Annotated in this window: 13 protein-coding genes; 3 read left to right on the top strand and 10 right to left on the bottom strand. The window is 43.7% G+C overall.

Annotated features, from left to right (window positions below; all coding sequences use genetic code 11):
- Positions 1-41 precede the first annotated feature (41 nt).
- Both IP510_RS00615 and IP510_RS00610 read right to left on the bottom strand, forming a co-directional pair.
- On the bottom strand, positions 42-602 hold the full coding sequence (locus tag IP510_RS00615) for a DJ-1/PfpI family protein (RefSeq protein WP_320154165.1): 561 nt from the start codon (positions 600-602) through the stop codon (positions 42-44).
- Between the two features lie 168 nt (positions 603-770).
- Positions 771-1,841 (bottom strand): serine/threonine protein kinase, encoded by a 1,071-nt coding sequence (locus IP510_RS00610; protein WP_194362873.1) that lies wholly within the window; start codon positions 1,839-1,841, stop codon positions 771-773.
- Positions 1,842-2,175: 334 nt separating this feature from the next.
- Here IP510_RS00610 and IP510_RS00605 point away from each other — a divergent pair, with 334 nt between their 5' ends.
- A complete protein-coding gene (locus IP510_RS00605) occupies positions 2,176-3,147 on the top strand; it encodes an ATP-binding protein (RefSeq protein ID WP_194362872.1) in 972 nt (323 codons plus the stop codon).
- A 40-nt stretch (positions 3,148-3,187) separates the two neighbouring features.
- On the opposite strand, the gene IP510_RS00600 is transcribed toward IP510_RS00605, so the two are convergent.
- The 7 genes from IP510_RS00600 to IP510_RS00570 all read right to left on the bottom strand — a co-directional run bounded on the left by IP510_RS00600 (position 3,188) and on the right by IP510_RS00570 (position 11,580).
- Positions 3,188-4,342: a ribonuclease Z gene (locus IP510_RS00600; protein WP_194362871.1), complete on the bottom strand. Its 1,155-nt coding sequence runs from the start codon at positions 4,340-4,342 to the stop codon at positions 3,188-3,190.
- Between the two features lie 137 nt (positions 4,343-4,479).
- Positions 4,480-4,752 carry a hypothetical protein gene (locus IP510_RS00595; RefSeq protein ID WP_194362870.1) on the bottom strand — a complete coding sequence of 91 codons (273 nt, stop codon included), beginning with the start codon at positions 4,750-4,752 and terminating at the stop codon, positions 4,480-4,482.
- A 94-nt stretch (positions 4,753-4,846) separates the two neighbouring features.
- The gene (locus IP510_RS00590) at positions 4,847-5,515 is read right to left on the bottom strand and encodes a glutathione S-transferase (RefSeq protein WP_194362869.1); all 669 of its coding nucleotides are present in this window, start codon (positions 5,513-5,515) and stop codon (positions 4,847-4,849) included.
- 215 nt (positions 5,516-5,730) lie between these two features.
- Complete coding sequence (rarD, locus tag IP510_RS00585) at positions 5,731-6,801, bottom strand: EamA family transporter RarD (RefSeq protein ID WP_194362868.1); 1,071 nt, start codon at positions 6,799-6,801, stop codon at positions 5,731-5,733.
- A 240-nt stretch (positions 6,802-7,041) separates the two neighbouring features.
- On the bottom strand, positions 7,042-8,112 hold the full coding sequence (rarD, locus tag IP510_RS00580) for an EamA family transporter RarD (protein WP_194362867.1): 1,071 nt from the start codon (positions 8,110-8,112) through the stop codon (positions 7,042-7,044).
- 220 nt (positions 8,113-8,332) lie between these two features.
- Positions 8,333-11,122 carry a DNA gyrase subunit A gene (gyrA, locus tag IP510_RS00575; protein ID WP_194362866.1) on the bottom strand — a complete coding sequence of 930 codons (2,790 nt, stop codon included), beginning with the start codon at positions 11,120-11,122 and terminating at the stop codon, positions 8,333-8,335.
- A gap of 278 nt (positions 11,123-11,400) precedes the next feature.
- Positions 11,401-11,580: a hypothetical protein gene (locus IP510_RS00570; RefSeq protein WP_194362865.1), complete on the bottom strand. Its 180-nt coding sequence runs from the start codon at positions 11,578-11,580 to the stop codon at positions 11,401-11,403.
- A gap of 231 nt (positions 11,581-11,811) precedes the next feature.
- Here IP510_RS00570 and IP510_RS00565 point away from each other — a divergent pair, with 231 nt between their 5' ends.
- Together IP510_RS00565 and IP510_RS00560 are read left to right on the top strand one after the other, a co-directional pair.
- A complete protein-coding gene (locus IP510_RS00565) occupies positions 11,812-12,093 on the top strand; it encodes a hypothetical protein (protein WP_194362864.1) in 282 nt (93 codons plus the stop codon).
- Between the two features lie 161 nt (positions 12,094-12,254).
- A complete protein-coding gene (locus IP510_RS00560; protein ID WP_194362863.1) occupies positions 12,255-13,157 on the top strand; it encodes a methyltransferase domain-containing protein in 903 nt (300 codons plus the stop codon).
- A gap of 38 nt (positions 13,158-13,195) precedes the next feature.
- On the opposite strand, the gene IP510_RS00555 is transcribed toward IP510_RS00560, so the two are convergent.
- A complete protein-coding gene (locus IP510_RS00555) occupies positions 13,196-14,560 on the bottom strand; it encodes an ABC transporter ATP-binding protein (protein ID WP_194362862.1) in 1,365 nt (454 codons plus the stop codon).
- Positions 14,561-14,608 lie beyond the last annotated feature (48 nt).

Here is a 14,608-nt window from a genome sequence, read left to right as displayed (position 1 = left end):
TCTTTTTGATATTAAAATGTTCAACAGACCCTAATTAAAGCTTATAGTAAGGCAACAAACTGCTTCAGCATAGCTGGGTGGGCAGGCCATGCAGGCGCCGTTACCAGTTGGCCATCTGTAATAGCGCCATCCATAGGTAACTTGACATACTCAGCGCCAGCCATTTCTATTTCTGGCTGACACGCAGGATAAGCAGATACTTTTTTACCCTTTAATACGCCAGCAGCCGTTAGCATTTGTGGACCATGGCAAACCGATGCAATCGGTTTATCAGTATTTGCGAAATGCTGAATCATTGCAATGACCTTAGCATTCAAACGCAAGTATTCTGGCGCACGTCCACCTGGTAAATACAACGCATCATAATCTGCGACATTAATATCGTCAAAAGACGCATTAAGGACAAAGTTATGACCGCGTTTTTCGGTATAAGTTTGGTCACCTTCAAAGTCGTGTATTGAGGTAGCGATGCTATCACCTGCCACTTTATCTGGGCAGACCGCATCAACCTCATGCCCCATCGCTAGTAGCGCTTGGAACGGCACCATGTTTTCATAGTCTTCAACAAAATCACCGGTAATGATAAGTACTTTAGCCATGATATTCTCACTGTATTGTAATAAAATATTGTAATGAAATACGGAAACCCAAATTAGCTTATAGCGACTTCGCTTAAAATGAGTCTGAATATCCATTCAAACATAAAAAACAACGACTGGGTAACATGTGAATACTACAAACAATCACTTTTTGACAATCAAATAATAAACTTAGCGATTGTTTAATAATGTTAAATCTATCAGTACCTCTTCCATATTCCGATACCGTCTCTCTACCCGCTTCGCCAATGCCTTATCGACCATACATTGATAACGACTATATTCTGATGACAACTTTGGAATAGGTTGCTGGCAATGCTGAATCGCCCATGCTTTTAATTTGTCATTGCTGTTGGCGCTGACCTGAAATGGTCGCCTGCCCGCCAATATTTCATACATCGTTATCCCAAATGCGTAGATATCACTTTGCACCGTTGTACCCTGACCTTGCCAGCGCTCAGATGCGAGATATGCGGGTGTACCAGCATGGCTTGCCTCTTTTAGCTCATTAAGCCTCTCAGCCAAGGCAAAATCAGTCAATAATAAATTAGGCATTGTGCTGCTAGTATCCGCACTATCTAGCAAGGCATCATCGAAAGAAGAATCTAGCAAAATATTGCTAGGTTTAATATCATTATGTAGCCAGCCAGCCTGATGCAAATTGGCTATTAAACAGGCAGACTGCATGATGAAATGATGTTTTTGTGACGCTGTCAATGACGGATGTTTTGAAGCAGTCAGCTGACTCACTAAGCTACCATTAGGGTAATAAGGTATGACTAATATTACCAGCTTGCAAGGCTGTTCTAGTATCTGAACGTTTACGCAATGATGCGCCAATAGTAGCGGTGCGATTGCATTATTTTTGATTCTTGATAAAGCATTTACAGCAGCTAAAACCTCTGCTTCGTGAGTTAAATCGGGAGAGATAGGGTAAGCGTCAGCACTCAACTGCCATTTAATTATGACTTGACCAAACTGTGGATGTCGGGCACGTGTTAGACCTTGGAAGTAAGTATTGTCGATGTTTTGCGTTTTAATATCTTGTGTTTTGACAACCTGCGCATGCTCATCTTGTGTTTGTTCTGTGCTTTGCTGAGCAATCCGCTGGTGTACTATCTCACTAAAGTGTTGTGCGACTAATTCTTGCGTAATAATGGGCAATAATTGCTGAGATTGTCTCTGCAACGCTTGTATAGTAAATAAATTACTGGCACTATTTCCCATGGTATTGTTTCTCATAATATAGTGAGATCACTGCCTTCCCGTTCGTATCATTTCCAAAAATAATAATAGCGCGAATAATTTTGACTAGGGCGTGTTATCAATTAGACTGTGAGACTTAAAATGAGAAAAATTGTAGATAAACAAGGAAGAATTTGCCGTTAATATGAACATATTGACAAAATTTCTGACAATGTTTAGCAAAATTTAGCCATTTTAAGGCCACTAAATGTATTAATGTGCTAATTGATGACACACCCTAATACTACGCTCAGTAGGCGCCAAAAGTTTAGCCACGTTAATGATATTTTTGGGTATGGTATTAAAGACAACCTTAAATACTCGAGCCACTATGTCACAACCAATAATCCCAACCACGCCATCTAATCAGCCTACTTATGCCCTACCCGCACCGTTGTTAGACTTACTCAGTCAGTACTTAAAAGAGCAGGTTACACCGACTATTGAAATCGATCCGAACCAACTTGCTTATCGCTGGGTTGGTGGACGCACTGGCAATTTAGAGCCTTTATCAGTCAACTTGTTTTTGAGCTTAGATGACTTGCATGGTATCGATACGCAAAAGTCTAAACTGGTACAAAACACCCGTCAGTTTATTAAAGGTTATCCTGCCAATCACGTCTTAATGTCAGGGACACGCGGTGCCGGTAAATCATCATTGATTCGCGCCTTGCTTCAAGCCCATCATAGTGAAGGCTTGCGTATTATTGAGGTTGCTCGCGATGATCTGCAAATATTAGATAAGATTCGCGCTGCCATTAATGCCCTACCAGCAGATTCTAATTGCCGCTACATCGTATACTGTGATGATCTCGCGTTTGATGGTCAGGATGAAAGCTATCGTACACTAAAGAGCGTGCTTGATGGCTCGCTAGACTCTGAGCAAGACAAACTACTGGTCTATGCCACCAGTAATCGCCGTCGCCTGCTACCGCAAATGATGAAAGACAATATTGATATTTACAATGGACAGACGGATGAAGTCAATCCTTATGAGGCCATTGATGAGACCGTGTCATTGTCAGATAGATTCGGTTTATCACTCACTTTCCATCCTATGGATCAGCAGACTTATCTGCATATCGTTCAGCATTACCTAAATTTAGAGCAGCAGAAAATCTCAGCTGATATGGATAGTGATGCTAAGAATACTTTGGAAAGTCAGACCATGCCTGACAAGATCAAAAAGGATGCGCTACGTTGGGCCTCTGAACGTGGTGGTCGCTCAGGACGAGTTGCTTACCAGTTCAGTCGATACTGGAGTGGTATAACGCAATTGGAAATTGCAGACGGTAAGCGCTAAGCCATATCTAACGCTAAATTATATCTAAGCTCAGCCATATCTAATCACTGCGTGCAGAGCCGATATACTGCACGCGGTTTTTCTTTTGACAGCCCTCTTGACTGCTCTCTTGATTACCTACCGAGTTAACTGCGCCATCGACCATATATTGGTCAAAATCTGCCGCTAACCATAGATTACCTTTGTAAACGCTCTCAGCATCTAAACGAATGTATGCCATATTTGGCGTCTTGCTATTAGGATTATCAAAACCCTGATAACGGGCGCTAAAGTGCGTCACAATTAAATTACTCATACCGCGCTTCTCTGCAAAGTCACCTACCAATTGCGCACTGCTATGCATCGGATCAAACTCTGGATTTTTGGCTTGAATCTTAGTCAGTACCTCATGTGTATACGTTGCTTCATGCACCAATAAATCCGTATCAACCAGTGCAGCCATTAGACACGCTGGCGTATCGTTATCACCAGCCACCACTACTCGCGTTCGTGATAGGTCATCATTGACATAATCATCTGCACAAAGCGTGCACCCATCCTCAGTAATAACGTCTTCCCCTTGCTGCAATTTACCCCACAGTGCGCTTGCAGGGATGCCTTTCGCTAGCAGTTTATCCGTATCAAGCGTGCGATGATGGATGGTCTGCGTGATACCAAATGCATGAGAAGCAACCCGATGTGAGAGTGGTGTTATATCGATATCAAGCTGATGCTGGTCGCTCAAGCGAATATTAACCTTATTGGTGTTACCTTGCTCAGATAACACCTCTTCAATTGCTACAAAATTTAGAGCAAAGGGTAAATACAATTCCGTGGTTAAGGTAATGGCTTCGAGCAGTGTAGCAATTGCTTTTGGGGCAATGAGTGTCAATGGCTCACGGCGTCCTGACATGGCTGCACTCGCCAATAACCCTGGCAGGCCATAGCAGTGATCGCCATGCACATGGGTGATGCAGATAGCGACCAGTTGATGCAAAGAGAGCTTGGTATGTAACAGTTGCTGCTGCGTACCTTCACCGCAATCTATCAGTAGCCATGGGCGCGACTTTTTGTTCTGATTATTGTGATTGGCAGCTCGTGATTGACCATTTGGTTGAGCGCCATGCGTGTTTAGACATTCAATGGCTAATGCGGTGACATTGCGCTGTTTGGTGGGCACGCCTGCTGATGTGCCTAAAAAGGTTAATTTAAGCATAGATTAAACCTTGTATAGTCCATTCAATATACAAATAATGTAGTGAGTGTTAAGTTAGCTCAGTCGCAGGTCATAAGACAACGTGTCTACTTTATTTGGAATCACTCAGCGTCAGCAATATTTATGAGCATCAGTAGCTACGACAACTGGCATATCATGGTTCTTTGACCGTCTACCATCTGCCCACCATTCGCCGTACACTCATTGACCATATTGGACTCATAAGACTTCCAACCACCATAAAAACTGGCCACACATAGTATAACCACGAGTAATTTTTTTGACCAAGACTTGATAGACACCTGCTGGCTATCGATTTTTTGTCTGTCATCTATGCTATGGACGGCGATGCGATTTGCATCATTGTCTGTCTCTGATGTTTCATTATGCGATTTTTTTAAGTCTGTCATTGTTCTATCCTAAAAAAGGCTTTGTTTATGGATAAACAAAGCCTTTGGTTTATATGGCTGCTTGAGCATTGGTCAGTAATTATACCAGTATTGGCTAAAAATTTAGACGGCCACCCTTTTTTTCTGCAAGTTTAAAGGCATCTCGCTCTTCACAGCGTTTGAGCCAGTTTAGGATATTGGCATACTTATTCTTGTCTAACCCTGCACCAGCATTGGCCCCAATCACGGCAAGATGCATCTGAATATCCGCGGCACTGAACTCACTGCCTGCAAACCAATGGTTTTTATTCAAATGCGCCTCCATCATGCCCAGCATTTTTTCTAAACCACTGCCGATCATATTTTTCTCGACTTGGCCTTGGATTTTTTTGCTAATGGGTCTAATGAGCATCGGTGATTGGGATACGACTTTGGTAAACACCAGACGCATGACCAATAGTGGCATCAACGAGGCTTCTGCAAAATGTAGCCAAAAAGTATAGGCTTCCCATGCCGATTCATTACTATCATCAGGTTTGAACTGCTTTTCTTTATCATAGTGCTTAATCAAATACTCGATGATAAAACCTGATTCAATCAGTACGCGATCATCCACTTCTAGCATCGGAGCATGACCAATCGGATGCACTTTTTTTAGGCTATCAGGCGCACGATATGCTTTGTTGCGCTCATAACAGGTCAGTTTATAATCGGCGTTCAATTCTTCTAACAGCCAGATGATACGAAACGAGCGTGAGTTTGCTAAATGATGAAGATGTAACATAAACCGTCCTAGTCATATATTATTTTAAATCAGCTCTAATTTTTTAGAGACAGTCTCTTAGAAAGGATGCCTCGCCTCCAATAAAGCGTGATAGCACTGCCCTCGATAATAGCCTAATTTATATCCCTTTGACACAGCAAGTTTGTAGAACCCTACCGAAAACAATACCTGCTGAGTCATCTCCATCAACCACTAGGACGCTAACCTCATCAGCATTATTCTAGATGCAACGCTTCAATTTTACGCGTCATTTTGTCTATCTTTTGCTGATATTTTTTGATTTGACGAAACCGGTGCGCAATCAGTACGCCCTTGATACGGCGATTTTTAAGACGACGACGCGGTGGGAAACTCCCGACTTGTGGCTCATTGTAACCATGTAAGCGATCTTCACGTTTGCGCGCCATATAGCCCAGTGCACTATCTGCAATCATAATCAGCAGCGCGACAAAAATCATGCCATACATCAGCATAGAACCACCATCATGTAGGCTGCGATCTAAAATTGCGATCGAAAATACAAACAAGAATATCGGTTCAAGGTAGCACAATGTCCCAAACAATGAGACTGGCAATTTCTGGCTCGCTATCATTGTCAACGACATGGCAGCGGTACTAATAATGCCTAACAATGGCAACAGATACCACAGCTTATGGTTGGTTATCGCGACTTCAAAGCCACCATTCATATACAGCGCAACCAATACGACTGGCAATAACAACACAAGGTCCGATATAAGACCTGTGATGGGTGGTACGGCTAGATAGCGACGCAATAAATAATACGGCGGGTAACCCAAGCAGACAAACAACGTCGCCCAAGAAATAGCACCATATTGAAAGATATCATAAGCGATACCAAAGCCTGCGCATCCGATGGCTGCCCATTGGAGTAGGCTCATGTCTTCATTATAGAAGAACCGACCAACCACAATCATAATCATCGGATATAAGAAGTAGCCTAACGTCACCTCAAGCCCCAAGCCATTGACGGGCGCCCACATGAAGATCCAAATTTGCGCACCTAAAATCGGTGTGGGTAATATAAATAAAAACCACTCTTTTGCGTTCTTCAGTGTTTTTAGATAGTCAAAAATATGCTGCCACTGCTTTAGGACAGTGACCAGCAGCACTAGACTAAAAAACATCGTCAGCACGCGCCACGAAGCGACTTGTGTCCCTGACAATGGTTGTAGCAGTAAACCAAATAGAAACAACAATGAGTATAAAAAATTGGCAGCCACCGCAGTGATCGTGCCTTGCGAGGTTTGGTTAGTAGTCAGCATCACAACAGCCTTTAAAGATTGGGGCACATCCTTGGCAATTTTTAAAAAAAACAAAAGCCTCAGACGAGAACGTCTGAGGCTTTTGCAAATAAGGTCGTCGCGCAATCTAAGATAAACGCTTTGAATGTATCGTACTTACATCATGGCGGGCATTATGTCAAAGTCAAAACAGATAAGCAATGCCAGTGTTCATCTATTGACTTAACTTCTGCCATGAGTCCATTTAATGCACGTAAGTGCTTATTTTATATCAAGTTGTGCGATTTTTTGTTTTATCTTTACCAGCTTTTTTTGATAGCGGCGTTTCTTGCGAAAACGATGGGCTGTTAGCGCACCATCGATACGCTGATTGATAAAGTGACGACGTGGCGGAAAGCCGCCAATCTGAAGTTCTCTATAGCCATGCAAGCGGTCGTTACGCTGACGAATGAGATAGCCTTTCACACTATCAGCCAACATGACCAGCAGCGCAAACGTGATCATGCCATACATAAAGAGCGAGCCGCCTTCTTCATGGCTCTGGCTCAGCACCGTGATAGAAAGCACAAATAACAACATTGGCTCTATGTAGCTTAGCGCACCAAACAGTGAAACAGGTAGCTTGCTACTGGCAATCATCGTCAACGACATCGCAAGCGCACTAAAGGCACCCAGCAATGGCAATAAATACCAAAATTTTATGTCCTCAGCGGCCACACTAAAACCATCAGTCACATAAAGCAGGATAAGCACCACTGGCGTCAATAGTGTCAAATCAAACAACAAGCCAGTAATTGGCGGGACAGAAAGCGTGCGACGAAGCAGATAATACGGTGGATAACCCAAGCACACAAACATCGTCACCCAAGAGACCGAGCCATACTGAATGATATCGTAACCGATGCCAAGTGCTGCAAATATCGCGGCGACCCACTGTAATACACTCATATACTCATGATAAAAAAACCGACCAAGTACGATCATCACGAGCGGCAGCAAAAAATAGCCCAACGTCACATCCAGCCCAAACCCATTAACGGGCGCCCACATAAATAGCCAAATCTGTCCGCCCAAAATCGGCGCTGGCAATATAAATATTAGCCATTCCTTGACTGTCTTTAGCGTCTTTATATAATCAAACACATGTTGCCACTGCTTGGTCAAACTGACCAATATCACCAAACTGAGTAGCATCATCAATACGCGCCATGATGCCACTTGTGTACCCGTCAAAGGCAACATAAATAGCCCAAACAAAAACATCATCGCGAATAAAAAGCTCGATGATACCGAAGCGATGGTTCCTTGAAAAGTTTGATTGGTCGTGAGCATAGCAACAGCCTTAAAAAATTAAATCCTATGTGTAATGTATGAGCGATGACAGTTATTGACGATAAAAACTATTAACGATAAAGTTAAATAACGATAAAAGTTGGGAAAATTTTGAATCAAAAAATAAAAGCCTCCGACGACAACGTCAGAGGCTTTTTCTAGAACAATCATATAAGAAATCAGACCAAAAAGCTAACGGCTGAGACAGTTATTCGCCATCTCATTCATTGTCATTGGCAATATCGATAGCCTCATCAACGTCAGTGGTCGCCGTATTGCCAGTCGCCGCATCAATATCTATCTGCTCTTGACCTTCTACATCAAATGTACCGTCTTCTCTCATGGCATCGATAAGCTCATCGTCACCTTCTTGATGCTCAACACGTGCCATAGCGACCAGCTTTTCATCTTTTGACAAACGAATCAAGGTAACACCCTGAGTATTACGACCAGAACTGGCCACATGTTCAACTGGTGTGCGTACCAGTGTGCCCTTGTCAGAGATTAAGATGATGTCATCTTCAGGGTCAACTTTGGTGGCACGAACGAGTGCGCCGTTACGCTCACTCGTTTTGATAGCGATAACACCGCCACCACCGCGATTTTGGGTGTTGAACTCATTAATGAGTGTACGTTTACCAAAGCCATTTTCACAAGCAATCAGAATCTCGCGGACATCATCTTCGATAACGACTAATGATTTGATAAATTCGTCAGTAGCCAGACGCATACCACGGACGCCTTTAGCAGTACGGCCCATCGCACGCGCATCGTTTTCATCAAAACGAATGGCTTTACCACTTGAGGCAAATAGCATCACTTCTTGGCTACCACTGGTGATACGAGCGCTGACCAATTTATCGCCGTCTTCTAGACCAACTGCAATGAGACCGTTCGAGCGGATGTTGGCAAACTGCTTTAGCTCTACGCGTTTCACCGTCCCATTGGCCGTTGCAAAGAAAACAAAAGGCGGCTCTGCTTGGTTGCTGCCTTCTAATGAGTCATCATCACTATCTATTAATATGTCTGCGTCTGACATCTCACCTGTGACCGATGTATCCTCTACAATTTTCGGAATCGGTAATATCGTCGTAACGGTTTCATCACCATTTAAGCCAATCAGGTTAACGAGTGGACGACCACGTGCACCGCGACTGGCAATCGGCACTTCAAAACCACGTAAGCTAAAGACGCGCCCACTATCTGTGAAGCACAATACAGTAGAATGCGTTGAAGTCACGACTAAATGATCAATCACATCATCTTCTTTCATCGCCGTGGCAGACTTACCTTTACCGCCACGTTTTTGCGCGACATAATCGTCAATTGGCTGAGTCTTAGCATAACCAGTACGCGACACTGTCATCACGACCGTTTGCTCAGGGATCAGGTCTTCACGGCTAAAGTCAGTACGTGAGTCAATAATGTCCGTACGGCGCTCGTCACCAAAGTTATCACGAATCTCAATCATCTCATTAGAGATAATGGTCATTAACTTATCAAAGTCGCCAAGGATAGATTCTAAATGCGCAATCTCACGCAATAGGTCTTGGTATTCTTCAGTTAATTTGTCTTGCTCAAGACCAGTCAGACGATGCAACTGCATATCCAAAATCGCATTGACCTGTTCAAGAGACAAGCGATAACGCTCTTCGCCTTCGATTAGACCAAACGGTGCTTTAGGATCTTCGCCTTCGATATAGTCAGGACGCACTGACTGACTGCCAGCAGCGGTAAGCATCGCAACGACGCTACCTGAGCCCCACGTATTATTTAGCAAGCTTTCACGTGCTAAGCCACGGTTTGCAGACGCTTTAATGGTCGCAATAATTTCGTCGATATTAGCCAGTGCAACGGTTAAGCCTTCGAGCAGGTGACCACGAACACGCGCTTTGTTCAATTCATAAATCGTACGACGTGTCACCACTTCTTGACGATGACGGACAAATGCAGCAATGAGCTGACGCAAGGTCAATATCTTTGGCTGACCGTTATCGAGCGCGACCATATTGATACTAAAGCTAGACTCAAGCGGCGTCTGCAAGAACAAGTTATTAACAATAACTTCAGCAGTTTCACCACGGCGCAAGTCAATGGCGATACGCATACCATCTTTATCAGACTCATCACGAATCTCGCTAATGCCTTCAATTTTTTTATCACGTACGAGTTCTGCGATACGTTCAATCAACTTAGCTTTATTGGCTTGATACGGCACTTCGGTGAATACAATACGCTCGCGATCACGGTTGACGCCAGCATTGCTCATCGGCTCGATATGGTAACGACCACGGATGTGCAAGCGACCTTTACCTGTACGATAAGCATCTAAAATACCCGCGCGGCCATAGATAATACCGCCTGTTGGGAAATCAGGACCTGAAATATGTGACATCAGCTCTTCAGCTGAAACTTGTGGGTTTTCGGCATAGGCCAAACACGCATTGATCACTTCGGTCAAGTTATGCGGCGCCATGTTGGTCGCCATACCGACAGCAATACCCGTTGCACCATTCACCAACAGGTTAGGAATACGCGCTGGCATGACGCTTGGCATGCGCTCAGAGCCATCATAGTTATCTTCCCAATCGACCGTGTCTTTGTCCAAATCAGCAAGCATTTGGTGAGTCAGCTTGGTCATACGTACTTCGGTATAACGCATGGCTGCCGGAGGATCATCATCGATCGAGCCAAAGTTACCTTGACCATCAACCATCGGATAACGCAAGCTGAAATCCTGCGCCATACGGACGATCGCATCATATACTGCGCTGTCACCATGCGGATGGTACTTACCGATGACATCACCGACCACACGTGCTGACTTCTTGTATGGCTTATTGTAGTCATTAGATAGCACATGCATGGCATACATCACGCGGCGATGGACAGGTTTGAACCCATCACGCACATCAGGCAGTGCACGCGAGACAATCACGCTCATCGCATAGTCTAAATAGGACTGCTTCAGTTCATCTACGATGCCAATAGGACTGACCGACTCGCTCATATACACTCCTTCATTCATATCCCTGTTATTCATTTTGCAGGCTTTATAGATAGATTATTGTCCCCCATAAACATTGATAAAAATCAATTTGTATGGCGAACAAAGCAGCACGATAAAGCGTGAAAAATACTGGGAAAATGATGATATTTTTGATAGTAAATAAAAGAAACTATTTTAGCACAAATTTGCTGATTTAGGGGGCTTTGACTGCCATTAAAATCAAGCAATACAGCTTCTTAGTTGTCATATTTGGCACAATAAATTCATGCCAAAAAACACTAATGACACGTTTGTTTTGATTGACTGATTTTGCCATTTTTGCAGACAAACTTACCATCTGCTGAACAATGTGATACGCCGCCCATTTTTCCTGAACAAGGTGTATTACGTGCTTGCGCTTGACCCGCAAATGACAGAGACAAAATAACGGTTAGTAGTACTGTGCTGATTGATTTCATATCATATCCTTTGACATATAACAGCGTAAAAACTCAAAAAACAGCATCCAATGAGTGCCATTTTTTGAGAGGGTGTGTAAATAAATGACTGACTTTTTTCATGATTATATTATGATTTAAATCACGTCGATGATGCTATTTTTTTGGTGACACTAGACAAAAAATTTCTAACCGCTACACTAACTTATCTTTTACATCACTTAAATAACGACTTAACAGGCTACTCTTATTATGGATATCATTCTTGCGATTGTTTGGATTCTAGCAATGGTGCTATATAGCTTTTCCAGCGATTATGTGACTAGCTTTCCTAACCATAACAATCGTGCTGTCCCTTATGTCCGTTGGAGCGCACTGTTAGTCGCTATGGCTCTATCAGCATACTTGGCAAAAGCCTACCAAGAAAACCTACAAGGCAATGGTATGTGGGTCTTTGTTATCGTCGTATTTGTCGTTATTGTTTTAGCGAAAATTATTTTCAAATGGGTCATTAACAGACGTTTGAAACGCTAGATAATACTAAATATTTTTTTATAGTCAAAGCAATCTAAAACAGCGACAAGGCAGCCGACCGCAGATTGTACATATAGTACCTCTAGTGAGGATAATACCGTAGCGGTTTGGTAGTTCGCTGACTATACTCTAACCCTCTTAATTATTGATCTGAATACCTTATGCCAATTAAACCTCAAGACAGCCAACCTGACTCAAACCACTCCATACCAGCAGAAGTTGAACAAGCAGAAGTATTATCAGCAGACACACGTACTGACCGCAGCTTTGATGCCATTGCGGATCATTTCGAAAAGAAAGTGTATGGTGGTTTAAAAGGCGACATCCGATTGGCAGTACTGCGTCGTGATATTTTTGAATATTGTACGCAAATGAGCAAAGACCTTGGTCGGCCTTTGCGTATCTTAGATGTGGGTGCAGGATTGGCTCAGATTTCGGTTGAACTGGCCACTTTCGGTCATACGCTGATTATCAATGATATCTCTGAGAATATGCTAGAAAAAGCAAAAGCCAGTGCGGAAAAGAGTGATCAAGTATTAGATATCACATGGCACGTTTGCCCGTATCAAGATCTTGCAGTAAAGCTAACAGATAATGTAAACGGCGATGAGAAAGGTAAGTTCGATTTGATACTCTGTCATGCGCTACTAGAGTGGTTGGCTGAGCCTGCGGCTGTCATGGACTTTTTCGATCAGCATCTTACTGATAATGGCGCGCTATCGTTGTGCTTTTATAATCCTGCGAGTTTCGATTATCGTAACCTGATAATGGGCAATTTTAACTTACTAGATAATGTTGGCTACAAAGCTGATAACCAAAAAAGCCTAACGCCTAATTATCCTGTCGCTAAAGAAGAAGTCGAGTCTTGGCTCATTGCCCATCAATACCGAACCCTACGCACCAGCGGTCTACGCGTCTTTCATGATTATACACCACTCAAGCGCGGTGGTAATAACGACCCAGAAGCTGTGATCAGAATGGAGCTACGCTACTCGCAATTAGAGCCGTACAAATGGCTTGGTCGCTATTTGCATATATTAGCCACCCGCTCAGCATACGAGTAGAACAGCCTGCTAGGCTTATAGACTAAGATTAAGCGCCATTAGCTATGTTCGTCTATTCTTTCAGATCTGTCGTATTCTGACCACGTGGTGGCATTGATGTCTTTTTCGTCGAAGACCACCACGTGCTCTAGCAGCGGCAAGATACCAATATGCGAGCCAATCTCATGATTGTGATGGCTGGCAACCAACGATAAGACGGTCTGCCCGTCATCTAACTGCAACCGATATAAGTAGTTGGCGCCCCGAAACACACGTCCAACGACCAACGCTGTTTGTGTGCTGTCATCGTCATGAATGATATCATCAGGACGCACCAGTACTTTGATTGGTGTGCCGTTTGGATAATCGTATTCGCAGTACTTTGGTTCGCCTGACTCGCCATAAACTTCCATACGCCGATAAATATTGCCCAGCGCCGTCTCGACATGACCTTCTTTGATGGTGCCGTCTATCATAGCGCCTTCACCGACAAACTCCGCGACAAACGGACTGACAGGCTCGTGATACAGCTCGCTTGGTGTTGCCCACTGGACTAACCTTCCCTGATCCATCACTCCCACTTTATCTGCTAATGCAAACGCTTCATTTTGATCATGAGTGACCAAAATCGCAGTGGTATTCGTACGCTTGAGAATATCGCGCACGCTCATGGCCAACGACTCACGCAGCACCACATCTAAATTAGAAAATGGCTCATCGAGCAACAATAGCTCGGGCTTTGGTGCCAATGCTCTTGCCAACGCCACGCGCTGCTGCTGACCACCAGATAACTCATTTGGACGTTTGTCAGCATGCTCAGTCAGCTCGACAAGGCTCAACATCTCAGCCACACGGGCTTTTTTGTCAGCAGATGACCATTTGTTTAGGCCAAAGGCGATGTTTTTTGCCACGCTCAAATGACCGAACAGCGCATAATCTTGGAACACCATCCCCATACCGCGTTTGGCAGGTGCTACGGTAAATGAGCTGTTTTTTGTCTGTTCAGTGAGGCGCTGATTGTTTAGGTATATGCTGCCGCCACGACTCTGTTCTAGCCCTGCAATGGCACGTAATGCAGTGGTCTTTCCGCAGCCACTATAGCCCAAGAAGCAGCCAATTTCTCCTTGCTCCAGCATCAACGATAGACCATTGACGACGATAGTATCGTCATAGCCTACGACTAGATTCTGTACACTAAAATATGGATGGGTAGCGATAGGTTTCTCAGTCTGTTTGTGAGTGTGTTTCTTATTATCTTGATTGCTGCTTTGATTACTGTCTTGATATGAGGCATCGGTTTGATTCAAGGCATTTTTGGATGGGCTTTGCGGTCTCTTAACTGGCGACTTTGTCACAGGATTGAGAGGCATTTGTGATTCTATCGACTTGGCATCTGATGGAGGGTTTATTAAATCAGTATACATAGACGGTACCCGTTCGCTATTGATGAATACACCATACATAAAACAGTG

The organism is Psychrobacter sp. NG254 (assembly GCF_015277735.1).
Taxonomy (GTDB): Bacteria; Pseudomonadota; Gammaproteobacteria; order Pseudomonadales; family Moraxellaceae; genus Psychrobacter.
Note: the sequence above shows the minus strand (reverse complement) of the source record. Positions and strands in the feature narration are given on the sequence as shown.